Source organism: Pseudomonas sp. RIT-PI-r (genome assembly GCF_001297015.1).
Classification (GTDB): Bacteria; Pseudomonadota; Gammaproteobacteria; order Pseudomonadales; family Pseudomonadaceae; genus Aquipseudomonas.
The window spans coordinates 48,477-71,438 of record NZ_LIGE01000041.1 but is presented as its reverse complement, the minus strand read 5'-3'; the positions used below and the strand labels follow the sequence as shown (position 1 = coordinate 71,438).

The following is a 22,962-nucleotide window of genomic DNA, read 5'->3' as shown; positions in this document are numbered from 1 at the left end:
ATGCGTGCGCGCTGAAAAAGTCTGAGTCTAGGAGCTGGAACGCTCCCGCGTAACCGGCAAAGCTACCTTAATGACCGGTGGCAGTCCAGCCGAGCGGGGCTGGCACTTCGCCACAACTCAAGGCATGCTAGCCGCCCTCTGGGCGTCCGGCATATAGTGCACGTCGCGCCAGTCCAGCCAGACCGCAGGATTACAGCTTGTCCAATGTCACTCCGCCAGCTTCTGTGAGCGCGTCCAATCCGGCGACCGGCTCGCCCCTGCGCGGAACATTAAAGGGCGCGCTGGCGACACTGGTGCTGTTGCTGTTGGCATTGCTGTTCTGGCAACTGCTCGATCAATTGCGCGAAACCCAGAAGAACCAGCGCCAGTACACCATCGATTACACCGCCGACCTCGCTTCGCAGGTCAGTCTGAACATGGCGCTGAACGCGCAAATCGCCCTCAACCTGCTACCGATCGTCGAGCAACCGCAAACCGCCGACGAACAGCAGGTCCTGCTGCGCAAACTTCAACAGTCGTTGCCCGATCTGCGCAGCATGGCGTTGCTCAGCCCGTCCGGGCGGATCATCAGCGACAGCGCGGCCGATAATTCGGACGCCGACTACCTGACCGAACTGGTCCGGCGCAGCCGTGCCCAGGCGCACTATTTCAGCAATGCCGACGACGGCTCAGTGGTGCATTTGCTACTGCATCAGGCCAGCGGCAGCACACGCGGTTACTGGGCCTTGCGCCTGACGCCTACGTTTTTCAATTCGCTGACCAAGCAGGGCGAGACTGGCGCACGCCCGCTGTGGCTGGTGGAGAACCGCATCAACCATCAGATCATCAGCCGCGACGAAGCGCTGCCGTCGGCCAATCCCGGCGTGCTGACCCCTGACGATCTGGCCAACACCGTGCTGACCGTGCCGCTGAGCAGCAGCGACTGGCAATTGCGCGGCCTGTTCGACCGCCAGCGGGTGCTCGAAGAATTGCTGCCGGCGTTCATCGGCAAATGCCTGTTGGGCCTGGCGTTCTCGATGCTGCCGGTGATCGCGCTGTTGAACATGCGCCGCCGCCAGCGCCAGTTGCATGAAGGTCGTCGACGTTATCAGGATATTTTCGAAGGCACTGGCGTCGCCCTGTGCGTACTGGATCTTTCCGGTCTCAAGCAGGTTTTCGACAAGGCCCGGATCCAGACCAGCGATCAGCTCAAGGCCTGGCTCGACCAGCCGCAGCAGCGCCAGCAATTGCTCCAGGAACTGCGTGTCACCGAGGTCAATCAGGTGGCGTTGCAACTGCTCAACGTCAATTCCTGCGAGCACGCCTGGCAGCTGTTGATCGACGGCCATCCACACCGCCAGTGCGCCATTGGCAATCAGATACTCGATGCCGTATTGCAGCAACAGGATCAGCTGGAGCTGGAAATCAAGCTGCCGGACATCAATGGCCGCGACCAGCACCTGTGGATGGTGCTGCGCCTGCCGACCGAGCAGCACGACTACAAAGCGGTGATCCTGAGCATCAACGACATCACCAGCCGCAAGCTGATCGAACTGTCGTTGCTCGAACGCGAAGGTTTCTGGTCGGACGTGGTGCGCACCGTGCCGGATCATCTGTATGTGCAGGACGTCATCAGCCAGCGGATGATTTTCAGCAACCACCACCTCGGCCAGACGCTCGGTTACAACCGTACCGAACTGCACCAGATGGGCGAGTATTTCTGGGAAATCCTGCTGCACCCCGAAGACGCCGACTATTACCATCGCTCGCGGCAGATGCAGCGTCACGCCGGTTACAGCCAGTTGCTGCAGTGCCAGTTGCGCTTCCGCCATCGCGACGGCAAATGGCGGCGCTTCGATATTCGCGAGCAGGCGCTGGCACGCGACAAGCACGATCAAGTCACGCGGATCATCGGCGTGGCCAAGGACATCACCGAGCAGATCGAAGCCAGCGAATCGCTGCGTGACAGCGAACAGCGCTACCGCATGCTCGCCGAAAGCATCAGCGACGTGATCTTCTCCACCGACAGCAAGCTCTCGCTGAACTACGTCAGCCCGTCGGTACAGGCGGTGCTGGGGTATGACGCCGAGTGGATTTTCCAGAACGGCTGGCAATCGACCATTGCCAACCCGCAGCAACTGAGCGGCATCTACACGCTGATGGACCGGGTCAGCAAAGCCCTCGATAAACCCGAACAACTGGCGCTGTTGCGCAGCCAGGTGCAGACGCAAATGTTCCTGTTCGACTGCCTGCGCGCCGATGGCCGCAAGATCCCGATCGAGCTGCGTCTGGTGCTGGTGTGGGACGAGCACGGCGCGTTCGAAGGTGTGCTCGGTGTCGGTCGCGACATCAGCCAGCAGCGCCGTGCGGAAAAAGACCTGCGCATGGCCGCGACGGTTTTCGAACACTCGACCTCGGCGATTCTGATCACCGACCCGGCCGGCTACATCGTTCAGGCCAACGAAGCGTTCAGCCGTGTCAGTGGCTACGCGGTGAGCGAAGTGCTCGACCAGTTACCGAACATGCTCACCGTCGACGAGCAGCAGGACGCACACTTGCGCTACGTGCTCAAGCAACTGCACGAACACAGCACGTGGGAAGGCGAAGTCTGGATGAAGCGCCGTAACGGCGAGCACTATCCGGCGTGGGTCGGCATCACCGCCGTACTCGACGACGAGGGTGATCTGGCCAGTTACGTGTGTTTCTTCAGCGACATCAGCGAGCGCAAGGCCAGCGAGCAACGCATTCACCGCCTCGCCTATTACGACGCCCTGACCCATTTGCCGAACCGCACGCTGTTCCAGGATCGCCTGCACACCGCGCTGCAATCGGCCGAACGGCAGAAGTCGTGGGTGGTGCTGATGTTCCTCGACCTCGACCGTTTCAAACCGATCAACGACTCCCTCGGTCACGCTGCCGGCGACCGCATGCTGAAAGACATGGCCACGCGCCTGCTGGCCTGCGTCGACGATGACGACACCGTGGCGCGCATGGGCGGCGACGAATTCACCTTGCTGCTGCAACATCGTTCCAGCCGCGAAATGGCGCTGAACCGGGCGATTCATGTCGCCGAACAGATTCTCGGCAGCCTGGTGCGGCCATTCGTGCTCGAGGGCCGCGAGTTCTTCGTCACCGCCAGTATCGGCATCGCTCTGAGTCCGCAGGACGGCAACGAACTCAGCCAGTTGATGAAGAACGCGGACACCGCGATGTACCACGCCAAGGAACGTGGCAAGAACAACTTCCAGTTCTATCAGGCCGACATGAACGCCAGTGCGCTGGAGCGACTGGAACTGGAAAGCGACTTGCGCCACGCCCTGGAGCAGAACGAATTCGTCCTGTATTACCAACCGCAGTTCAGCGGCGATGGCAAGCGTCTGACCGGTGCCGAAGCACTGTTGCGCTGGCGCCATCCACGTCGTGGACTGGTGCCGCCGGGGGATTTCATTCCAGTGCTGGAAGAACTCGGTCTGGTGGTGGACGTTGGCGACTGGGTGATCAGCGAGGCTTGCCGCCAACTGAAGACCTGGCACCAGAATCGTGTACGCGTGCCGAAGGTTTCGGTGAACATCTCGGCGCGGCAGTTCTCCGACGGCCAGCTCGGCACGCGGATCGCCACGATCCTGCGCGAAACCGGCCTGCCGCCGGCGTGTCTGGAGCTGGAGCTGACCGAAAGTATCCTGATGCGCGAAGTCAGCGAGGCGATGCAGATTCTCGCCGGGCTGAAAAACCTCGGCCTGAGCATTGCGGTCGACGACTTCGGCACCGGGTATTCATCGCTGAACTACCTCAAGCAATTCCCGATCGACGTGCTGAAGATCGACCGTACGTTTGTTGACGGCTTACCGTCGGGCGAGCAGGACGCGCAGATTGCCCGGGCGATCATCGCGATGGCGCACAGCCTGAATCTGGCGGTGATCGCCGAGGGCGTGGAGACCCATGAACAACTGGACTTCCTGCGTGAGCATGGTTGCGATGAGGTTCAGGGGTATCTGTTCGGGCGACCGATGCCGGCGAGCCGCTTTGAAGCGCAGTTCAGCAATGACGCGTTGTTCATGTTCGACTGAGATTTGTGGTGCAGCCATCACGAGCAGGCTCACTCCTACAAGGGATTGATGTCGATCACAAGTTTTAAGCTCACCTCGGATACTGTAGGAGTGAGCCTGCTCGCGATTGGGTCGGCAGAAACACCACTGATCTGCGCATGAACGCCACTTGTCTGCGACATGATGTCGTTTCATATGCCATCCAAAACCCATTGGGTTAGAATGCCCCCCTTTTCTGCCCCCGATCCTTGAGGACCGCCATGTTCAGCCGTGATTTGACTATTGCCAAGTACGACGCCGACCTTTTTGCCGCCATGGAGCAAGAAGCTCAGCGCCAGGAAGAACACATTGAGCTGATCGCTTCGGAAAACTACACCAGCCCAGCGGTGATGGAAGCTCAAGGCTCGGTCCTGACCAACAAGTACGCTGAAGGCTACCCAGGCAAGCGCTACTACGGTGGTTGCGAGTACGTCGACATCGTTGAGCAACTGGCCATCGACCGCGCCAAAGAGCTGTTCGGCGCCGATTACGCCAACGTTCAGCCACACGCCGGTTCGCAAGCCAACGCGGCTGTTTACCTGGCCCTGCTGCAAGGTGGCGACACCATTCTGGGCATGAGCCTGGCCCACGGTGGTCACCTGACCCACGGCGCCAGCGTTTCCTCCTCCGGCAAGCTGTACAACGCCGTGCAGTACGGCATCGACGCCAATGGCCTGATCGACTACGACGAAGTCGAGCGCCTGGCCGTTGAGCACAAGCCGAAAATGATCGTCGCCGGTTTCTCTGCCTACTCGCAGATCCTCGACTTCCCACGCTTCCGCGCCATCGCGGACAAGGTTGGTGCTTACCTGTTCGTCGACATGGCTCACGTGGCCGGTCTGGTTGCCGCTGGTGTTTACCCGAACCCGGTGCCATTCGCTGACGTCGTGACCACCACCACGCACAAGACCCTGCGCGGTCCACGTGGCGGCCTGATCCTGGCGCGCGCCAACGCCGACATCGAGAAGAAGCTGAACTCCGCGGTATTCCCGGGCGCCCAGGGTGGCCCGCTGGAGCACGTGATTGCTGCCAAGGCGATCTGCTTCAAGGAAGCACTGCAGCCTGAGTTCAAGGCCTACCAGGAACAAGTGGTACTGAACGCCCAGGCCATGGCCGAAGTGTTCATCGAGCGCGGTTTCGACGTGGTTTCGGGCGGTACCAAGAACCACCTGTTCCTGCTGTCGCTGATCAAGCAGGACATCTCCGGTAAAGACGCCGACGCCGCTCTGGGCAAAGCGTTCATCACCGTGAACAAGAACTCGGTGCCAAACGATCCACGCTCGCCGTTCGTCACTTCCGGCCTGCGCTTCGGTACCCCGGCTGTGACCACTCGCGGCTTCAAGCAAGCCGAGTGCAAAGAACTGGCCGGCTGGATCTGCGACATCCTGGCTGACCTGAACAACGAAGCGGTGATCGACGCCGTTCGTGAGAAAGTCAAAGCCATTTGCAAGAAACTGCCGGTATACGGCGCGTAATCGCGACGTCAAACCCGCAGCATGAAAAACCGGCCAAGTGATTGGCCGGTTTTTTTTCGTCTGCAGGAAAGCAGATATCGTCCCCCTCCTTTGGGCTCATTACTTTCGGCGCTTGAACACTGAAACAACAACTTAAGTAAAAACACACCCACCAATAAAACTTAGCTGATAGTGTTTAGCCGAGGTAAACCAATAACCCAATAACAACTGAAAAAGTCGTGGAAAAGGTTTTTAACAATCGCTAAAAATCACAGTATCAACAACTCAAGGAAGAGTTCATGAGCACCAACAGGCAGAAATCCTTTATAGCAATACTGGAACTTGACCACCATCACCTCGATATCCTAGGGGCATTATATGAAGCACCGACCCTGCGCATTGATAAATCCTTTTCGGGTGGCTTTTATACCGGTGCCTCCATCAAACTCAATGATGCTCATCTACTGGGCCGCCGTCCGCACGGGGAAGTAAAAAATGCGTCGCCCATGAACATTTACTTTCGCTGCACCGATGACTATTACCACCTCTACATCCGTTCCCACGCCACTCATACCGGCCATTGCATCAGCAAGGATGTCGCCGGCGTGCTGGGTGCCTTCCTGCCGGCAGGCGGTGACACCACCTCGTTCAACCTACTGAGTCTGGATAATCGAACCATCACCCTTGAGGACATGGGACGTGATACTCAGCGGGTTCGGCTCAAGGCCCGCAACTCCGGACACATCAGCGCCGTTCGCCGCCGAGGCGCCCCCTACAGCTACCTGGCCGGGACTGATAACGACGGCATCCCGTTCACATTGCGAATCATTGAGCGCAATGCCTCGTTCATCAGTGATCCAGACGAAATCTGACAACACAAACATTTGCATGCTTGCGCCCACTTGCGGCCAAGTGACTTATCTATTCGCATTAAAAAAGAAGACACTTATGAGTACCGACCAAGAAAAATCGTTTACTGCAACCATTAGCACTCGCTTTGGTCAACCTCACTTTCCGAAGTTGACTTATGGCAGGGCAATCAGCACTCCGCGTCCGGATTACGAGGCCTTTACCTTCTCCTACCAGATAGATGTTTCAAACTATCTTTTTCTCAAGCCCGATGTAGCCCCCGACGCCTTGACCTTTTATTTCCGGTGCCTCGACGACTACTACACAATCTACATTTTCACGCCGGGCGAGTATTACTACAGAACCATCAGTCGAGAAGAAAAAGACTTCTTGAATGCCTATGCAACCGAAGATGGCGATCAGACCACCTTCAACTTGCTGAACGCCAAAGGCAACATCATCACCCTCGATGAAATCGACACGGACACTCCCACCGTCAGAATACGGACCCGAGGCGGTGCTCTGCTCTGCGCAGGGCAAAGTCGCAGTAAATACGATCCGAAAGTGGGTACTTTCGTGCGCACCAACCACAATCGCAGTGCAGGTGTTATCGACTTCAAGTTGAACATCCTCCAGCGTAACGTGCCTTACTGAGCAGGATCCCAACACCGCGCCCGGCCAGTCATGACCGGGCATCGCCTCTCGAACGCCGCCCGCCACAACAGCATTGCGCACCACTGGTCAGACCGGTCATGCCAATTTTGTGCTTCCCCCTTGTATTACTGAAAAAACCGAGCGTAGACTGCGCCTGCACTGGACATACCGGTAAGACCACAATAATTAAGTCCTGAATCTGATGTGCTCCGCACACGGCAGCCAGGACACCGACCAGGATTCCTCCCATGCTCAGATGGTGCTCGCGTTCAATCTTTCTCCAAGTGGTTCTCGGACTGATGCTCGGCATCGTCTGCGGGCTGACCCTCCCCGAATACTCGGCCCAGCTCAAACCGCTCGGCGACGGTTTCATCAAACTGATCAAGATGCTCATTGGCCTGATCGTGTTCTGCGTGGTGGTCAGCGGTATCAGCGGCGCGGGCGATCTGAAGAAGGTCGGGCGCATCGGCCTCAAGTCGGTGATCTACTTTGAAGTGCTGACCACCATCGCTTTGGTGATCGGCCTGGTCTTCGCCTTCAGCACTGGCATCGGCAGCGGCGCGAATATTCATCTGGAGCAGCTGTCCACCACCGACATGGGCGATCTCGCCGAACGCGGCCAGCACATGCACACCACCACGCAGTTCCTGATGGACCTGATCCCGACGTCGGTGATCGGTGCCTTCGCTGACAACAACATTCTGCAGGTTCTACTGTTCTCGGTGCTGTTCGGCAGTGCGTTGAATCTGGTCGGTGAAGCCGCTTCCGGGATCTCGCGACTGATCAACGAACTGAGCCATGTGATCTTCCGGATCATGGGCATGATCGTGCGTCTGGCACCGATCGGCGTGTTCGGCGCCATCGCTTTCACCACCAGCAAATATGGCCTCGACTCCCTGCAACATCTGGGTAGCCTGGTCGGTTTGTTCTACCTGACCTGCATCGCGTTCGTCAGCGTGATTCTCGGTCTGGTGATGCGTGCCTCTGGCCTGCGCATGTGGCCGCTGTTGAAGTATCTGCGTGAAGAACTGCTGATCGTCATGGGCACCGCCTCGTCCGACGCCGTGTTGCCACAGATCATGCGCAAACTCGAACACCTCGGCATCGGCAGTTCGACCGTGGGTCTGGTGATTCCGACCGGGTACTCGTTCAATCTCGACGGTTTTTCGATCTACCTCACCCTGGCCATTGTCTTCATCGCCAATGCCACCGGCACACCACTGGCGATGACCGACTTGCTGACCATTCTGCTGGTGTCGCTGATTACCTCCAAAGGTGCCCACGGCATTCCCGGTTCGGCACTGGTGATTCTGGCGGCAACGTTGACGGCGATTCCGGCGATCCCGGTGGTCGGTCTGGTATTGGTGCTGGCCGTGGACTGGTTCATGGGCATCGGTCGGGCGCTGACCAACCTGATCGGCAACTGCGTTGCCACGGTAGCGATCGCCCGTTGGGAAAAGGACATCGACGTACAACGCGCCAACAAAGTACTCAGCGGTCAGCAGGGCTACACCTTTCAACCGCGTAAAGCAGCAACTCCGGCGCACCAGCAGGAGTTCTGATTTAACCCTGCCGGGGTGGCCGCAGGCTGCGATCTTTTGGTTTGCGGCGCCCCTTTAGGCACATGGAGCAAGACAAGTGATCACCACATCAACCGTCGTCAACTCAGTCGTAGAAAAACTGCGGGCCGCATTGGCCCGTGGCCAGTGGCGCTCCGGCGACATGCTGCCGGGCCAGCGCGAACTCGCCGAACAGCTGGGCATCAGTCGTCCGAGCCTGCGCGAAGCAGTGATCGTCCTGGAAACCCTCGGCCTCGTCCGCTCGATGCCGGGCAAAGGCGTGATCGTACTCGACGCGCAATTCAGCGACGGTCAAAGCCACGACAGTGCAGTCGCCGGTGCCAGCCTCGAAGATGTGCTGCAACTGCGCTACACCCTTGAGCCGTTCATTGTTGGCCTGGTCGCGCAGTCAATCAGCAGCAAGGAAGTCGGCCAGTTGCGCCTGACCCTGATGGACATGCGCGAAGCCCTTGAGGCCGGTGACAGTGAGGCCGGGGTCAGCGCCTACATCGCCTTCCACGAAGAACTGTTCACCCTGACCTCGAACCCGATTTTCCAGAGCGTGGTGCAGCAAACCAGCAATGCGCTCAAGCAGAGTGCCGAAGTGCTGCGTAACTCCCCGGAACATTTGGCCGAACGCCTGGAAGAAAACGAAGCCGTGGTGCGCGCAATCCGCAGCAAGAACAGCGCCCAGGCCAGTGCCGAAATGCGCCGGCACATCCTGCGCGAAGGTCAACGCATGGGCATCGAGCTGAATATTCCGGATGACAACCTGAGTCGCTGATTCCTATTGGAGACAGGCTATGAACAGTTTCGCCTCACCGTCGCACACCCACCCGACTACTGCGCCCCTGCCCTTTTCCCGCGTAAGGGCGCCGACGGACGATCTGTATCCGCGACTGTTCGATGCGATTCTGGAACAGCGCCTTGATCCGGACAGCCGATTCACCGAGGACAGTTTGAAAGAGATGTTCAGTGTCAGTCGTGCGGATGTGCGCCGGGTGCTGACGCAGTTGTCGCTTGAGCAAGTCATTGTCCTGCGCGCCAACCATCGCCCGCGTGTGGCGGCGCCTGATCGCGAGCAGACACGGCAGACTTTGCACGCACGACGGCTGACTGAAAGTACGTTGGTACGTTTGGCCTGCCAGTGCCCAAAGGCTGACGGCTTGAAACGCTTGCGCGGGTTGATCGAGCGCGAGCGTCAGGCTGTCGAGCAGGATCGGCGCGGGACGGCGATTCGCTTGTCGGGGGAGTTTCATCTGCACTTGGCGCAGATGGCGGGGAATGCGCCGTTGGCGCATTTTCTCGGCAGCCTGGTGCCGCTGACATCATTGGCGATTGCGCGAAGTTCGTCTCTGACGCACAGCTGTTGCGCCTGGCGGGAACATTTGGCGCTGGTTGAGGCCGTCGAGCGAGGCGATATTTCCAAGGCCGCGATGTTGATGAATCGGCATCTGGATCATCTTGAGCAGACGCTGCTGGGTTCAGATCTTGAGCATTGTGTTGCAGGTTAGATTGCTATCGCGAGCAGGCTCACTCCTACAGGGGAACGCATTGCAACTGTAGGAGTGAGCCTGCTCGCGAAGAGGCCATCACTGACAACCAAGATCCATCAGGCAGAAACCACCCTGGCAAACCCCGCCCGAATCTTCTCTTCCGGCAAATCATCAGCAATAAACACAATCACGCTATCCCGCGCCTCTCCCTCGGCCCATTCGGTGTCCCAGTCGAAACCATAGAGTTTCAGCACACCCTGAAAAACCAGGCGGCGATCTTCGCCAGCAATGCTCAGCACGCCTTTGTAACGCAGCAATTGTTTGCCGTGCTCTTCCAGCAATTCATTCATGAACTCGCTGAGCTGATCAATATCCAGCGGTTGATCGGTGCGCAGCACCAGACTGGAAATGCGATCAATCGACGGTGCCTTGGTGACCGGACGCAGGCTCAATCCGCCGCCGAGGTCGGCGTTGAGATTAAAGCCGCGCACATCGAGCAGTTCAGCCAGATCAATATTGCCGTGCTCAACCACACGAACCGGCGCACGCCGGTTGATCCGTGTCAGGCGTTCGCTCAACGCGTTGAACGTGGCTTCGTCGACCAGATCGGTCTTGCTCACCAGCAAGCGGTCGGCGAAACCGATCTGCGCCTGGGCGATGGTCTGAGTCAGGTGCACGTCGGCATGCGCGGCATCGACCAGGGTAATGATGCCGTCGAGCAGGTATCGCTCACGCAGCTCTTCATCGATGAAAAAGGTCTGCGCGACCGGTGCGGGATCGGCCAGACCGGTGCATTCGATCACTAGGCGATCGAAGGCGATCTCGCCGCTGTCCAGCCGTTCGAGCAGCAGGTACAGGGCTTTGGTCAGGTCGGTGTGGATGGTGCAGCAGACGCAGCCGTTGGCCAGGGTCATGACCTGGACGGGTTCATCACCGAGCAATTGGCTATCGATGCCGGCGTCGCTGAATTCGTTTTCGATCACGGCGATTTTCAGGCCGTGCTCGGCTTTCAAAATATGGCGCAGCAAAGTGGTCTTGCCGGCACCGAGGAAACCGCTGAGTACCGTGACCGGGATGGGAGAGGACAAAACTCGATCTCCTGAAAAGAAACACAAAACAAATGTGGGAGCCAGCCTGCTGGCGATGAGGGTGTATCAGTCGACATGACTGTCGAATGACACTCCGCAATCGCCAGCAGTGCTAGCTCCCACAGGGGATTACCTCAACCTCTGCGCTGTCAGCTCAACAGCACTTCGGCCCACCCTTGCCACCGTAACGGGCCTCCTGACGTTCGCGGAAGAACATCTCGTAGCTCATCACCGGTTTGTCCGGGTGCTTGGTTTGCATATGCTCGACGTAGGTGTCGTAGTCGGGCATGCCGACCATCAGGCGCGCGGCCTGACCGAGGTATTTACCGAGGCGACTCAGGTCATTGAACATGGTGCAATCCTCTGGTTACGCGTCCGGCAGAGCCTGGAATGGCGATTCTTTATCCGTGCGCTCTTTTTTGCCCCAGGCGGCGATGCCGACCTTGAGCGCATAGAACAGGATGCTGAAGACCACGAACAGGAACAGCGCGGTGAGCGTTGCGTTGGTGTAGGCGTTGAAGATCACGTGCTGCATCTGCTCGACGCTTTTTGCCGGGGCCAGCACCTGACCGTTGGCCAGCGCATCGCTGTACTTCTTGGCCAGCGACAGGAAGCCGATCGCCGGGTTGGCGTCGAACAACTTGATGAAGCCTGCAGTCGTGGTGCAGATCAGCAGCCAGGTGGCTGGCAGCAGGGTGACCCAAATGTAACGCTGACGCTTCATTTTGATCAGAACCACGGTGCCGAGCATCAGCGCGATACCCGCCAGCATCTGGTTGGAGATACCGAACAGTGGCCACAAGGTGTTGATGCCGCCCAGTGGATCGATCACGCCCTGATACAGCAACCAGCCCCACATTGCCACACAACCGGCGGTGGCGATCAGGTTGGCAGTCCACGATTCGGTACGCTTCAGCGCCGGAACGAAGGAGCCCAGCAGATCCTGCAGCATGAAGCGCCCGGCACGAGTACCGGCGTCAACCGCGGTCAGGATGAACAGTGCCTCGAACAGGATCGCGAAGTGGTACCAGAACGCCATGGTGTTTTCACCCGGCAGAACACTGTGCAGGATCTGTGCGATACCGACCGCCAGGGTTGGCGCACCACCGGCACGGGCCAGGATGGTGGTTTCGCCAATGTCATGCGCCACGGCTTGCAGCGCTTCCGGCGTGATCGCAAAGCCCCAACTGGAAACCACTTGCGCAACCGATGCGACATCACTGCCAACCACGGCGGCCGGGCTGTTCATCGCGAAGTACACGCCAGGCTCGATCACCGACGCGGCGACCATGGCCATGATGGCGACGAACGACTCCATCAGCATGCCGCCGTAACCGATGTAACGGGCGTTGGTTTCGTTATCCAGCAACTTCGGCGTGGTGCCCGAAGAAATCAGCGCGTGGAAACCGGAAACCGCACCGCAGGCAATGGTGATGAACAGGAACGGGAACAGACCGCCCTTCCACACAGGGCCAGTGCCGTCGACGAACTGGGTCAGCGCCGGCATTTTCAGCTCGGGCATGGTGATCAGAATGCCGATCGCCAGGGCGACGATGGTGCCGATCTTGAGGAACGTGGAGAGGTAGTCGCGCGGTGCCAGAATCAGCCAGACCGGTAGCGATGCCGCGACGAAACCGTAACCGACCAGCATCCAGGTGATCTGCACGCCGGTGAAGGTGAACGCCTTGGCCCACACCGGATCAGCAGCAATCTGCCCGCCGAGCCAGATCGAACCGAGCAACAGCAATACGCCGACCACGGAGATTTCGCCGATGCGGCCCGGACGGATGTAGCGCATGTAAATGCCCATGAACATCGCAATCGGGATGGTCGCCATCACGGTGAAGATACCCCACGGGCTCTCCGCCAGTGCTTTCACCACGATCAACGCCAGCACCGCGAGGATGATGATCATGATCAGGAAGCAGCCGAACAGGGCGATGGTGCCGGGCACGCGGCCCATTTCTTCACGCACCATGTCGCCCAGGGAACGGCCGTTGCGCCGGGTCGACATGAACAGAACCATGAAGTCCTGCACCGCGCCCGCCAGCACCACACCGGCAATCAGCCAGAGCGTGCCGGGCAAGTAGCCCATCTGCGCCGCCAATACCGGGCCGACCAGAGGCCCCGCGCCAGCGATGGCAGCGAAGTGGTGACCGAAAAGAATGTGTTTGTTGGTCGGCACATAATCCAGACCGTCGTTGTTGAGCACGGCGGGGGTGGCCCGACGCGGGTCCAGTTGCATCACATTGTTAGCGATGAACAGACTGTAGTAACGGTACGCAACCAGATAAATGGCCACGGCAGCGACCACGATCCACAAGGCGTTGATCGCCTCGCCGCGGCGCAATGCCACCACGCCCAGGGCGCACGCTCCTACGATTGCCAGCACTAGCCGGGGTAAGTGGCGTAGCAGGCTATTATTATTTTTCATTTTATTATTCCAGCCAGGGTGGACAAGAAAGACAGCCACCCCGAGTTTAGCGCTAACGGCGCCAAAGGCCATACCCCGACATTGGTCTATCTGGCCCGTTTGCGCTGGCACGCGCGAACAATGCGGGTCTATAGTCAGCGAACCTTCGGAGGATTGCGCCATGAGCGAGCACCCAGCCAACCGTCGTCGCTTCAAACGTATTGCGTTCGATGCCAGAACCGAGCTGAGTCAGGCCGAGTACATCTGGCCCGTCAAGTTGATCGACCTCTCGCTCAAAGGGCTGTTGATCGAGCGACCGGAGCCGTGGCTGGGGGACGCGCAGAAGGATTTCTTCGTCGATATTCATCTGAGCGATGACGTCGATATCGAGATGGATGTGCACTTGGCCCATGAAGAGAACGGCCAGTTGGGGTTTGTCTGCCGGCACATCAGTCTGGAGTCGATCCAGCGCTTGCGGCGATTGATCGAGCTGAATCTGGCTGACGAAGCCGAACTGGAACGCGAACTGGGCGCGCTGATCGAAATCTGAAGCTTGCCCCTGTAGGAGCTGCCGCAGGCTGCGATCTTTTGACTTTGTTTTGAAGATCAAAAGATCGCAGCCTGCGGCAGCTCCTACAGGGTATCTCTGGTTATTCGAAAAGTGCGTCGAGGGCCTGTTCGAGGCGGGTCACGGCGATGATCTGCAAACCTGGAGGCGACTCCTTCGGCGCATTGCCCTTCGGCACGATCGCCCGTTTGAAGCCATGCTTCGCCGCTTCCTTCAAGCGCTCTTGACCGCTCGGCACTGGGCGCACTTCGCCGGACAGGCCGACCTCACCGAACACCAACAGATCATGCGGCAACGGTCGGTTGCGCAAACTCGACATCACCGCGGCCATCAACGCCAGGTCAGACGCCGTTTCCAGCACCTTCACCCCGCCCACCACGTTGAGGAACACATCCTGGTCGTGCGTCGGAATCCCGCCATGGCGATGCAAAACCGCGAGCAACATCGCCAAACGGTTTTGATCCAGCCCCAGTGTCACCCGGCGCGGGTTGGCCAGATGACTGTCATCGACCAAGGCCTGCACTTCAACCAGCATCGGCCGCGTGCCTTCCCACGTCGCCATGACCACACTGCCTGGAACTTCTTCCTGCGCGCGGGTGAGAAAAATCGCCGACGGGTTGGAGACTTCTTTCAAGCCCTTGTCGGTCATGCCGAACACGCCCAACTCGTTGACCGCGCCGAAACGGTTTTTCACCGCGCGCAGCAAACGCAGACGACCATCGGACTCACCTTCGAAGTACAGCACGGTGTCGACCATATGCTCGAGCACACGCGGACCGGCCAGCGCGCCTTCCTTGGTCACGTGGCCGACGAGGAAAATCGCCGTGCCGCTCTGCTTGGCGTAACGCACCAGCAGCGCCGCGCTCTCGCGCACCTGGGATACGCCGCCGGGCGCCGATTGCAGTTGTTCGGTGAAGATCGTCTGAATCGAGTCGATCACCATCACCTTGGGCTTTTCCTGGCGAGCTGTGGCAATTATGGTTTCGATGCAGGTTTCGGTCATGACTCGCAGTTGATCCTGCGGCAAGCCGAGACGGCGGGCGCGCATGGCCACTTGTTGCTGAGATTCTTCGCCAGTGACGTAAAGGGCCGGCATGCTCTTGGCGAGGTTGCACAGGGTCTGCAACAGAATGGTTGACTTGCCGATCCCGGGATCGCCGCCGATCAACACCACAGAACCGTCGACCAGACCGCCGCCGAGCACGCGATCCAGTTCGCCGGAAGCGGTGGAGAAGCGCGGAATCTCTTCAATGCTGACTTCGGCCAGGGTCTTGATCTGTGCCTGCTGCCCGGCCCAGCCGGTGCGACCGGTGGGTGCTGTGGCGCCGCCACTTTCGATCATGGTTTCGGTCAGGGTGTTCCAGGCACCACACTCCCCACACTGCCCGGCCCACTTGGGAAAGGTTGCGCCGCACTCGGTGCAGCCGTACATGCGCTTGGCCTTGGCCATCTCGATCCCCCGGCAAAAACGGCGATGATAACGCAGCTGTCGTCGATCAGCGCGGCGCGCTGGTACGGATTTCCCCGTTGGCCAGACGTGTGGCGCTATTGCCCAACGGATCCTCGGCATTCAGATCGGCGCCCCTGGTTTTCAGTGCATCGAGCAATTCCAGGCGTTTGAACAACCCGGCGTACATGGCAGCCGTCTGCCCGGCGCCATTGCGTTGGTCAGGGCTGCAATGGGTAGCCATCAGGCGTCGGGCGATCTGCAACTCGCCTTTGAAGATCGCCCCCATCAGCGCGGTATTGCCGCGTTGATCCTGCGCACAGGCGTCGGCCCCGGCCGCGAGCAAACGCTCCACCGCCGGCGCCTGACCGTGATAGGCCGCCAGAATCAATGCGGTGTAACCCTTGCCGTCACGGGTATCGAGGGAATAGCCGGACTCGATGAAGGTCTCGAGCATCGGTACATCACCGCGCCGGGCGGCGTCGAAATAGTAGTCCTGCAGTTGGGCCTTGATCGCCTCAGGGTTCTGTTCGGCCAGCGCAGCAAAGGACTGGCAGCCGAGCAGCAAGAATAGAAGAACACGCATAAACCACCTCCTTGAACAGAACGGGGCCTGATTCAGGCCCCGCATGGCATTGCGTCGAAATCAGTCGACCAGCTTGGCCGCCAACGCCTTGACTCGACTCAGGTCACCCTTGGCTACTGCCGTCACACCACTGCCGTATTCCGGATCAGCCTTATAAAGGAAAGACAGGATGATGTGCTTGCTCTCGTCATCGGTGGTCGCCAGCGAGCCGCCAAAGCTCTCGATCAGGTCACGACGTTCCTTCTGGCTGAATGAGCGATACAGTTCACCGGCCTGTTTGAAGTTCTGCTCTCGTGTAATTTTCGCCTGCTGAGTGTTGCCGGACAGCGCCGACTGGCTGTAGCGCGCACTATTTGCTTCTTCACGCGGCTGCAAACGGCTTGGCTGATAATTCACCCCGGAGTTGCTCGCGCCGATGTTCATTGCGCCATCCTGATTGCCGTTATTCACCGCAACCTTCGGTGCGTTGATCGGCAGTTGCAAAGCGTTGGCGCCGAGACGATACATCTGCGTATCGGCATAAGAGAACACTCGACCTTGCAACAAACGATCTTCCGATGGCTCGATACCCGGAACTACATTGGCTGGCGCCATGGCCACTTGTTCGGTCTCCTGAAATACGTTTTGCGGATTTCGGTTCAAAACCATCTGTCCAACTTTTCGCTCAGGAATACCTGGCCAGATCTTGGTAGCGTCCAATGGATCGAAATCAAACTTAGACAAATCTTGTGGTTTTAGCACTTGAATGTACAAGTCCCACTTCGGGAAATCACCCTTGTTGATATGAGTGACAAGATCATTGGTCATATGACTGTAATCTTGACCTTGAACTTTGCTTACTTCTCCAGGCGTGAGGTTTTTAATCCCCTGCAAACTTTTCCAGTGAAACTTTACGTAGTGAACTTCACCTTTCGCGTTAATCAGTTTATAGGCATGTACACCATTGCCATCCATTTCCCGATAACTCGCGGGCGTTCCCGAATTGGAATACAACTCGGTCAGCGTTCGAGTGGCTTCCGGCACATGGGAAAAGAAATCGAAACGACGTGAATCGTCGTCCAGATTAGTGCGCGGATCCGGTTTGAATGCATGCACCATATCCGGGAACTTGATTGCATCACGGATGAAAAAGGTCGGGAAGTTATTGCCAACCAGGTCCCAATTGCCATCAGCGGTATAGAACTTGGTGGCGAAACCACGGGGGTCACGCAGGGTTTCCGGGGAGTGGTTGCCATGTACCACAGCGGAAAACCGCACGAAGACGGGCGTCGTCTGGCCGGCAGCAAATACCTTGGCCTTGCTCAGGTCGCTCAGGTCATTGGTCACGGTGAAGGTGCCATGCGCACCGGTACCGCGGGCGTGCACCACGCGTTCAGGGATGCGTTCACGGTCGAAACGCTGCAGTTTCTGAATCAGTTGCACATCCTGCAGCAGCACCGGGCCATTGGCGCCGGCGGTTTGCGAGTTCTGGTTGTCACCGACCGCGGCGCCGTTATCGCGCGTCAGGGGCGCGGCATTCACGGAGAACGTCAGCAGGCTGGCGGTGAGTACGCCAAGGGTACGGCGACGGGGAAAAGCCCCTGAGCCAAGCGATGAAGTCATATCAGGTTCCTCTGGTTTTTTTGGGCGCATCCGGGTGCGCCAACCAGAGGCTAGAGGGCATGGCGCGGGAACATAAATAGAATCTTCACAACTTCACGATTGAAAAAAATAGCTTCCTGATCAGCGAGTTAAGGCGTATTTCGCGCGCGATTAGTGGCATTTTGCAAACTATTTACCAATTAATGTGTCGATAAAAACGGGCATTGTAAGAAGGTGTTTCGCGCAGGACGCGTTTTGCTGATTTACACTGCGTACACCAACCTCATCTGTAACAAGGAAATAACCTATGGGCGTGCTAAGTGAGTTCAAGGCCTTCGCGGTCAAAGGCAATGTGGTCGACATGGCCGTCGGTATCATCATCGGCGCGGCCTTCGGCAAGATTGTTTCGTCGTTTGTCGGCGACGTCATCATGCCGCCAATCGGCCTGCTGATCGGAGGTGTGGACTTCAGTGATCTGGCAATTACGCTGAAAGCTGCCGAGGGCAATGCCCCTGCGGTGGTCATGGCGTACGGCAAGTTCCTCCAGACGATTCTGGACTTCGTCATCGTCGCCTTCGCGATTTTCATGGGCGTCAAAGCCATCAACCGCCTGAAGCGTGAAGAGGCCGTGGCCCCGACTCTGCCGCCGGTTCCGACCAAAGAAGAGGAATTGCTGGGCGAGATCCGCGACTTGCTCAAGGCGCAGAACACTCGCCCCTGAGCACGCTGGCATGAACGAAAACGGCACCGGTGAGGTGCCGTTTTTTTTACCAGTAGTTTTCCACCGCCACCTGACCGGGCCTGCGGCTAAGGCTCAGGCTCATACCGCGTCGTTTCAGCAGGGCGCGGGTGTCGCCGATCATCTGCGGATTGCCGCACAGCATGACCCGCGAATGTTCGGGCGTCAGGCTGACGCCAGCCCTGCGCTCCAGCTCACCATTCTCGATCAGCAGGGTGATGCGCCCATTCAGCGCCCCGGGATGTTCCTCACGCGTAACCGTCGGGATGAACCGAAATTTGTGGGCGTACTCTTGCAGGTATTCCCGTTGCGTCAGTTCGGCGATCAACGATTGATAAGCCAGCTCGCGCGCCTCGCGCACGCTATAGACGAGAATGATGCGCTCGAATTTTTCCCAGACCTCGAAGTCCTGCAGGATCGATAGAAACGGCGCGACCCCGGAACCCGTGGACAACAACCACAGGTCGCGACCATCGACGAAACGATCAAGGGTCAGGTATCCAAACGCCTGGCGCTCCACCAGCAAGGTATCGCCCACCTGCAATCGGCTCAGCTCGCTGGTGAACTCCCCTCCTGGCACCACGATGGAAAAGAACTCGAGAAACTCATCGAACGGCGACGACACCATCGAATAAGCCCGCCATACCGTACTGCCATCAGCCTTGGTCACTCCCAGGCGGGCGAACTGGCCGGCGCGAAACCTGAACCCGGCATCGCGCGTGGTACGCAGCGTGAACAGATTGGCCGTAACAGGCTGGACATCGAGCAAGGCCTGTCGGGTGAACTTCTCAGTGCTGGCAGTCATGGGGTACTCCATCGAACCGGTACGCGCAGTTTCGCGCAATCCTCTGCGATTAAACACCGGTGGTTTGTAATGGCATTAGCGCCAAGCCCTCACAAACAATATCTTTAAGGAGTGGCAAACATCCAACGTTCGCATACTACCGATCGATCAGATGCCACACACCATATGAAAAAAGCCGCTTACTAATATCTTTTTTTTAAACAACGCCGAACTCCAATAACAAAATATTCCAGAAGCTTTTGTAAGAATCGTCCTACACTTCGTTTTCGTGCTGATCCTTTGGATCCAAAAAAGCACCCCCGCGAAGAACTCATGGAGAGTTAGTGATGGAAATGTGGAAGGAGTCCCAGTTGAAGCAGCTGACTCTCGCCAGGGAGATTGATGTTGCTTATCCAATCCTGCTGAAATTTGCTGAAGATATCGGGTTCAAGTTTTGCGCCATCTATTTGACATCAAACAATCGGAATGCCGATTTTAACGCCTTGCAAATCAATAATTACCCCCGACAATTCAGCCAGCAATATGAAAAGGAACGCTACAGTAAAGTCGACCCGGCAATAGCACACTGCAACCACTCAATGTTGCCTGTTGTCTGGAGCGAGCACCTGTTCTCCTCGACCCCGCACTTATGGCAAGCCCAGCAGGATAATGGCTTGCGCCACGGCTGGTCGCAGTCATTTCTGCACGAGGAAAGCGGTTTGTGCAGCATTCTCAGCCTGGCCAGAGAGCATGGCCCCTTGAGCCCCCTCGAACTGTACGAGCATTTTGGCTATATGTTCTACGCGACCAGCCACCTGAGTGAACTGTTCGCCAGGACGCTGCCCAAACAGGCGCTCAAGGCCGCGCAACCACACCTGTCGCCGCGGGAGCTGGAAGTGTTGAAACTCTCAGCTGTGGGCAAGACCGCGTATGAAATTTCGAGGATTCTGTTCCTCAGCGAGCGGACTGTGAACTATCACGTGCAAAACGTGATTCTGAAACTCAACGTCTGCAACAAGATTTCTGCCGTCATTGCAGCCACGCGGATCGGCATCATCTGACGAGACATCCCCGCCACGACGAAAACCCGCGGGTATTCCAACGGAAAAAAAAGTACCATTTGCGACCTTCCTGAGTGATGACGCCATACTTGCACGTCGCATTGCACTCGGACGGTTCCGCCGCACGATCCCCTGGGCCGCGGGACACCCGTTGATTACCCAGAGTCCCGCCCCATGCCTTTGCTCGACACGCCCTTCGCCCAACTTGATCTGATTCGCCAGCCCGAGCAGCAGAATGAACCACTGCAAGCCTTCGATGCGGCCGACGAGTACCTGCTCAATCATCTTGCCGCGCAACAGCCCGCAGCGAACACACGGGTACTAGTGCTCAATGACAGCTTCGGCGCGCTGGCTGCCAGCCTCCTGGGCAAAGTCGCAGTGAGCAGCAGCGGTGATTCGTTTCTCGGATTCCTTGGGCTGGAAAAGAACTTGCTGCGCAATGGTCAGGCATTCGACGCGATTCGCCCAATCCCGGCCAGCGAGCCGTTGATCGGCCCGTTCGACCGTGTGTTGATCCGCGTCCCGAAGACTCTGGCCCTGCTCGAAGAACAACTGATCCGCTTGCAAGGGCAACTGGCGCCGGGTGCTGAGGTCGTCGCCGCGGCGATGGTCAAACACCTGCCACGCGCGGCCGGTGATTTACTGGAGCGTTACATCGGCCCCGTGCAAGCCTCGCTGGCCGTAAAGAAAGCCCGGCTACTGATCGCGACGCCGCAGGCAAAGGCCCCGGCGGTCTCGCCCTACCCGTCGCGTTATCGCCTTGATGAGCCAGCAATCGAACTGCTCAACCACGCCAACGTGTTTTGCCGCGAAGGCCTCGATATCGGTACTCGCGCCTTTCTGCCGCATCTGCCGCAAAACCTCGGCAGTGCAAGGGTAGCCGACCTTGGCTGCGGTAATGGCGTATTGGCGATTGCCAGCGCCCTGCGCAATCCGGATGCGCATTACACACTGGTCGACGAGTCGTACATGGCGGTGCAATCGGCCGCTGAAAACTGGCGCGCGGCGCTGGGTGATCGCGAGGTCGTAGTGCGTGCAGGCGATGGTCTGGCCGGACAAGAGGCACAATCACTGGATGCGGTGCTGTGCAATCCGCCATTCCATCAGCAGCAAGTCGTCGGTGACTTCCTCGCCTGGCGCATGTTCCAGCAGGCGCGCGAAGCGCTGGTAGTGGGTGGTGCGCTGTACATCGTCGGCAACCGCCATCTGGGCTATCACAGCAAACTGGCCCGGTTGTTCCGGGGCGTCGAGCAAGTAGCAGCGACACCGAAGTTCGTGATCCTCAAAGCCCGCAAGTAAACCGCCAGGCAAAAAAAACCCTCCGCAAGGAGGGTTGCAAAGCCGTACCCGAAGGCGCCGGGACGGGGATGATTCAGTGCGTGGTCAGGCCTGCGGCATTCATGAACATGCGCATCAGGCTGGCGGCGATGAACAGCACGCCAACGCTACCGACCCAGATCAGGGCCAGCCAGCCGAGCCGCTGCCACAGCGGTTTTTTTTCGGCTTCTTCAATGTCGTGCAGGGAATGTTTGCCGGTCATTGTTGCGATCCTCAGTCAGATCGATGGCGCCGCTACCGACGCCATCGCGGGCAAGCCCGCTCCCACAGGATTAGTGATAGCCGTCTTCATGGGTGACCTTGCCGCGGAACACGTAGTAGCTCCAGAAGGTGTAACCCAGGATAAACGGGATAATGAACAACGTGCCCACCAGCATGAAGCCCTGGCTTTGCGGCGGTGCGGCGGCGTCCCAGATCGAAATCGACGGCGGTACGATGTTCGGCCACAGGCTGATGCCCAGACCGCTGTAGCCGAGGAAAATCAACACCAGGGTCAGCAGAAACGGCATGTAGTTGGCATTGCGCGCGACTGCTCGGATCAAACCGTACATCGTCACCAGCACCAGAATCGGCACCGGCATGAACCAGAACAGGTTGGGCATGCTGAACCAGCGGGTGGCAATATCCGGATGAGCCAGCGGCGTCCAGATACTGACAATACCGATCACGGCCAGCAGTACGAAAGCCAATGGCCGTGCCAGGTCATGCATCTGTTCCTGGAGCTTGCCTTCGGTTTTCATAATCAACCAGGTGCAGCCGAGCAAGGCATAGGCCACCACCAGCGCGGCGCCGCAGAACATTGTGAACGGCGTCAGCCAGTCCAGTGAACCGCCGGCGAACTGCCGATTGACCACCGGCAAACCGTCGATGAATGCACCCAGCGCCACCCCCTGAAAGAACGTCGCCGCCACCGAGCCACCGATAAACGCCTTGTCCCACAGGTGACGCTTGTCGTCCTTGGCCTTGAAGCGGAACTCGAACGCCACGCCACGGAAAATCAGGCCGATCAGCATGAAAATCAGCGGCAGGTACAGCGCCGACAGCACCACCGAATAGGCCAGCGGAAACGCGCCGAACAACGCCGCGCCGCCCAGTACCAGCCAGGTTTCGTTGCCGTCCCAGACCGGGGCGACGGTGTTCATCATCACGTCACGGTCGACTTTGCCGGGGATGAACGGGAAGAGAATCCCGATCCCCAGGTCGAAGCCGTCCATGACCACGTACATCATGATGCCGAAGATGATGATCACGGCCCAGATCAGCGGAAGATCAATACCCATG

At 58.5% G+C, this 22,962-nt stretch carries 20 protein-coding genes; 11 read left to right on the top strand and 9 right to left on the bottom strand.

What is annotated here, in order from left to right; all coding sequences use genetic code 11:
* Positions 1–197 precede the first annotated feature (197 nt).
* The 7 genes from morA to AK821_RS24600 all read left to right on the top strand — a co-directional run bounded on the left by morA (position 198) and on the right by AK821_RS24600 (position 10,094).
* Entirely contained in the window at positions 198–4,046 is a 3,849-nt protein-coding gene (gene morA, locus AK821_RS24630) for a cyclic di-GMP receptor MorA (RefSeq protein WP_064392378.1), read from the top strand.
* A 239-nt stretch (positions 4,047–4,285) separates the two neighbouring features.
* Positions 4,286–5,539, top strand: coding sequence for a serine hydroxymethyltransferase (gene glyA / locus AK821_RS24625; protein ID WP_007909785.1), 1,254 nt, complete (start codon positions 4,286–4,288; stop codon positions 5,537–5,539).
* Positions 5,540–5,817: 278 nt separating this feature from the next.
* Entirely contained in the window at positions 5,818–6,390 is a 573-nt protein-coding gene (locus AK821_RS24620) for a hypothetical protein (RefSeq protein WP_064392376.1), read from the top strand.
* 76 nt (positions 6,391–6,466) lie between these two features.
* Positions 6,467–7,021 (top strand): hypothetical protein, encoded by a 555-nt coding sequence (locus tag AK821_RS24615; protein WP_064392374.1) that lies wholly within the window; start codon positions 6,467–6,469, stop codon positions 7,019–7,021.
* A 248-nt stretch (positions 7,022–7,269) separates the two neighbouring features.
* Entirely contained in the window at positions 7,270–8,583 is a 1,314-nt protein-coding gene (locus tag AK821_RS24610) for a C4-dicarboxylate transporter DctA (protein ID WP_064392372.1), read from the top strand.
* 76 nt (positions 8,584–8,659) lie between these two features.
* The gene (locus tag AK821_RS24605; protein ID WP_064392370.1) at positions 8,660–9,364 is read left to right on the top strand and encodes a FadR/GntR family transcriptional regulator; all 705 of its coding nucleotides are present in this window, start codon (positions 8,660–8,662) and stop codon (positions 9,362–9,364) included.
* A gap of 19 nt (positions 9,365–9,383) precedes the next feature.
* On the top strand, positions 9,384–10,094 hold the full coding sequence (locus AK821_RS24600; protein WP_064392368.1) for a GntR family transcriptional regulator: 711 nt from the start codon (positions 9,384–9,386) through the stop codon (positions 10,092–10,094).
* A gap of 98 nt (positions 10,095–10,192) precedes the next feature.
* Here AK821_RS24600 and yjiA read toward each other — a convergent pair whose 3' ends face one another.
* The 3 genes from yjiA to AK821_RS24585 all read right to left on the bottom strand — a co-directional run bounded on the left by yjiA (position 10,193) and on the right by AK821_RS24585 (position 13,598).
* Positions 10,193–11,164 (bottom strand): GTPase, encoded by a 972-nt coding sequence (gene yjiA, locus AK821_RS24595; protein ID WP_064392366.1) that lies wholly within the window; start codon positions 11,162–11,164, stop codon positions 10,193–10,195.
* A 154-nt stretch (positions 11,165–11,318) separates the two neighbouring features.
* Entirely contained in the window at positions 11,319–11,516 is a 198-nt protein-coding gene (locus AK821_RS24590; RefSeq protein ID WP_003228401.1) for a YbdD/YjiX family protein, read from the bottom strand.
* A gap of 15 nt (positions 11,517–11,531) precedes the next feature.
* Entirely contained in the window at positions 11,532–13,598 is a 2,067-nt protein-coding gene (locus AK821_RS24585; RefSeq protein ID WP_064392364.1) for a carbon starvation CstA family protein, read from the bottom strand.
* Positions 13,599–13,758: 160 nt separating this feature from the next.
* Between AK821_RS24585 and AK821_RS24580 the strand changes: the two genes are divergently transcribed.
* Complete coding sequence (locus AK821_RS24580; protein WP_064392362.1) at positions 13,759–14,127, top strand: PilZ domain-containing protein; 369 nt, start codon at positions 13,759–13,761, stop codon at positions 14,125–14,127.
* A gap of 100 nt (positions 14,128–14,227) precedes the next feature.
* Here AK821_RS24580 and radA read toward each other — a convergent pair whose 3' ends face one another.
* The 3 genes from radA to katB are packed head-to-tail and all read right to left on the bottom strand — an operon-like array spanning position 14,228 to position 17,780.
* Positions 14,228–15,595, bottom strand: coding sequence for a DNA repair protein RadA (gene radA / locus AK821_RS24575; RefSeq protein WP_007909773.1), 1,368 nt, complete (start codon positions 15,593–15,595; stop codon positions 14,228–14,230).
* Positions 15,596–15,641: 46 nt separating this feature from the next.
* Positions 15,642–16,178 carry an ankyrin repeat domain-containing protein gene (locus AK821_RS24570; protein WP_064392361.1) on the bottom strand — a complete coding sequence of 179 codons (537 nt, stop codon included), beginning with the start codon at positions 16,176–16,178 and terminating at the stop codon, positions 15,642–15,644.
* 60 nt (positions 16,179–16,238) lie between these two features.
* Entirely contained in the window at positions 16,239–17,780 is a 1,542-nt protein-coding gene (gene katB / locus AK821_RS24565; RefSeq protein WP_064392359.1) for a catalase KatB, read from the bottom strand.
* A 286-nt stretch (positions 17,781–18,066) separates the two neighbouring features.
* Between katB and mscL the strand changes: the two genes are divergently transcribed.
* Positions 18,067–18,480 carry a large-conductance mechanosensitive channel protein MscL gene (gene mscL / locus AK821_RS24560; RefSeq protein ID WP_064392357.1) on the top strand — a complete coding sequence of 138 codons (414 nt, stop codon included), beginning with the start codon at positions 18,067–18,069 and terminating at the stop codon, positions 18,478–18,480.
* A gap of 46 nt (positions 18,481–18,526) precedes the next feature.
* Here the strand turns inward: mscL and AK821_RS24555 are convergent, their stop codons facing one another.
* Positions 18,527–19,303, bottom strand: a complete 777-nt coding sequence (locus AK821_RS24555) for a ferredoxin--NADP reductase (RefSeq protein WP_064392355.1) — start codon at positions 19,301–19,303, stop codon at positions 18,527–18,529.
* A gap of 326 nt (positions 19,304–19,629) precedes the next feature.
* On the opposite strand from AK821_RS24555, the gene AK821_RS24550 reads away from it, so the two are divergent.
* Together AK821_RS24550 and AK821_RS24545 are read left to right on the top strand one after the other, a co-directional pair.
* The gene (locus AK821_RS24550; protein ID WP_064392353.1) at positions 19,630–20,343 is read left to right on the top strand and encodes an autoinducer binding domain-containing protein; all 714 of its coding nucleotides are present in this window, start codon (positions 19,630–19,632) and stop codon (positions 20,341–20,343) included.
* Between the two features lie 174 nt (positions 20,344–20,517).
* The gene (locus tag AK821_RS24545) at positions 20,518–21,642 is read left to right on the top strand and encodes a methyltransferase (RefSeq protein WP_064392350.1); all 1,125 of its coding nucleotides are present in this window, start codon (positions 20,518–20,520) and stop codon (positions 21,640–21,642) included.
* A 73-nt stretch (positions 21,643–21,715) separates the two neighbouring features.
* On the opposite strand, the gene AK821_RS29675 is transcribed toward AK821_RS24545, so the two are convergent.
* Both AK821_RS29675 and cydB read right to left on the bottom strand, forming a co-directional pair.
* Positions 21,716–21,883 (bottom strand): DUF2474 domain-containing protein, encoded by a 168-nt coding sequence (locus AK821_RS29675; protein ID WP_016773090.1) that lies wholly within the window; start codon positions 21,881–21,883, stop codon positions 21,716–21,718.
* Positions 21,884–21,953: 70 nt separating this feature from the next.
* Positions 21,954–22,961 (bottom strand): cytochrome d ubiquinol oxidase subunit II, encoded by a 1,008-nt coding sequence (cydB, locus tag AK821_RS24540; protein WP_007909749.1) that lies wholly within the window; start codon positions 22,959–22,961, stop codon positions 21,954–21,956.
* Position 22,962 lies beyond the last annotated feature (1 nt).

Excerpts from the sequence above, each read along its gene's own strand:
- AK821_RS24555 (WP_064392355.1), bottom strand. The coding sequence starts at position 19,303 with ATGACTGCCAGCACTGAGAAGTTCACCCGACAGGCCTTGCTCGATGTC.
- AK821_RS24600 (WP_064392368.1), top strand. The coding sequence starts at position 9,384 with ATGAACAGTTTCGCCTCACCGTCGCACACCCACCCGACTACTGCGCCC.
- AK821_RS24545 (WP_064392350.1), top strand. The coding sequence starts at position 20,518 with ATGCCTTTGCTCGACACGCCCTTCGCCCAACTTGATCTGATTCGCCAG.
- AK821_RS24610 (WP_064392372.1), top strand. The coding sequence starts at position 7,270 with ATGCTCAGATGGTGCTCGCGTTCAATCTTTCTCCAAGTGGTTCTCGGA.
- AK821_RS24580 (WP_064392362.1), top strand. The coding sequence starts at position 13,759 with ATGAGCGAGCACCCAGCCAACCGTCGTCGCTTCAAACGTATTGCGTTC.
- cydB (WP_007909749.1), bottom strand. The coding sequence starts at position 22,961 with ATGGGTATTGATCTTCCGCTGATCTGGGCCGTGATCATCATCTTCGGC.
- radA (WP_007909773.1), bottom strand. The coding sequence starts at position 15,595 with ATGGCCAAGGCCAAGCGCATGTACGGCTGCACCGAGTGCGGCGCAACC.
- AK821_RS24620 (WP_064392376.1), top strand. The coding sequence starts at position 5,818 with ATGAGCACCAACAGGCAGAAATCCTTTATAGCAATACTGGAACTTGAC.
- AK821_RS24570 (WP_064392361.1), bottom strand. The coding sequence starts at position 16,178 with ATGCGTGTTCTTCTATTCTTGCTGCTCGGCTGCCAGTCCTTTGCTGCG.
- AK821_RS24590 (WP_003228401.1), bottom strand. The coding sequence starts at position 11,516 with ATGTTCAATGACCTGAGTCGCCTCGGTAAATACCTCGGTCAGGCCGCG.
- mscL (WP_064392357.1), top strand. The coding sequence starts at position 18,067 with ATGGGCGTGCTAAGTGAGTTCAAGGCCTTCGCGGTCAAAGGCAATGTG.
- AK821_RS24615 (WP_064392374.1), top strand. The coding sequence starts at position 6,467 with ATGAGTACCGACCAAGAAAAATCGTTTACTGCAACCATTAGCACTCGC.
- AK821_RS24585 (WP_064392364.1), bottom strand. The coding sequence starts at position 13,598 with ATGAAAAATAATAATAGCCTGCTACGCCACTTACCCCGGCTAGTGCTG.
- AK821_RS24550 (WP_064392353.1), top strand. The coding sequence starts at position 19,630 with ATGGAAATGTGGAAGGAGTCCCAGTTGAAGCAGCTGACTCTCGCCAGG.
- katB (WP_064392359.1), bottom strand. The coding sequence starts at position 17,780 with ATGACTTCATCGCTTGGCTCAGGGGCTTTTCCCCGTCGCCGTACCCTT.
- AK821_RS29675 (WP_016773090.1), bottom strand. The coding sequence starts at position 21,883 with ATGACCGGCAAACATTCCCTGCACGACATTGAAGAAGCCGAAAAAAAA.
- glyA (WP_007909785.1), top strand. The coding sequence starts at position 4,286 with ATGTTCAGCCGTGATTTGACTATTGCCAAGTACGACGCCGACCTTTTT.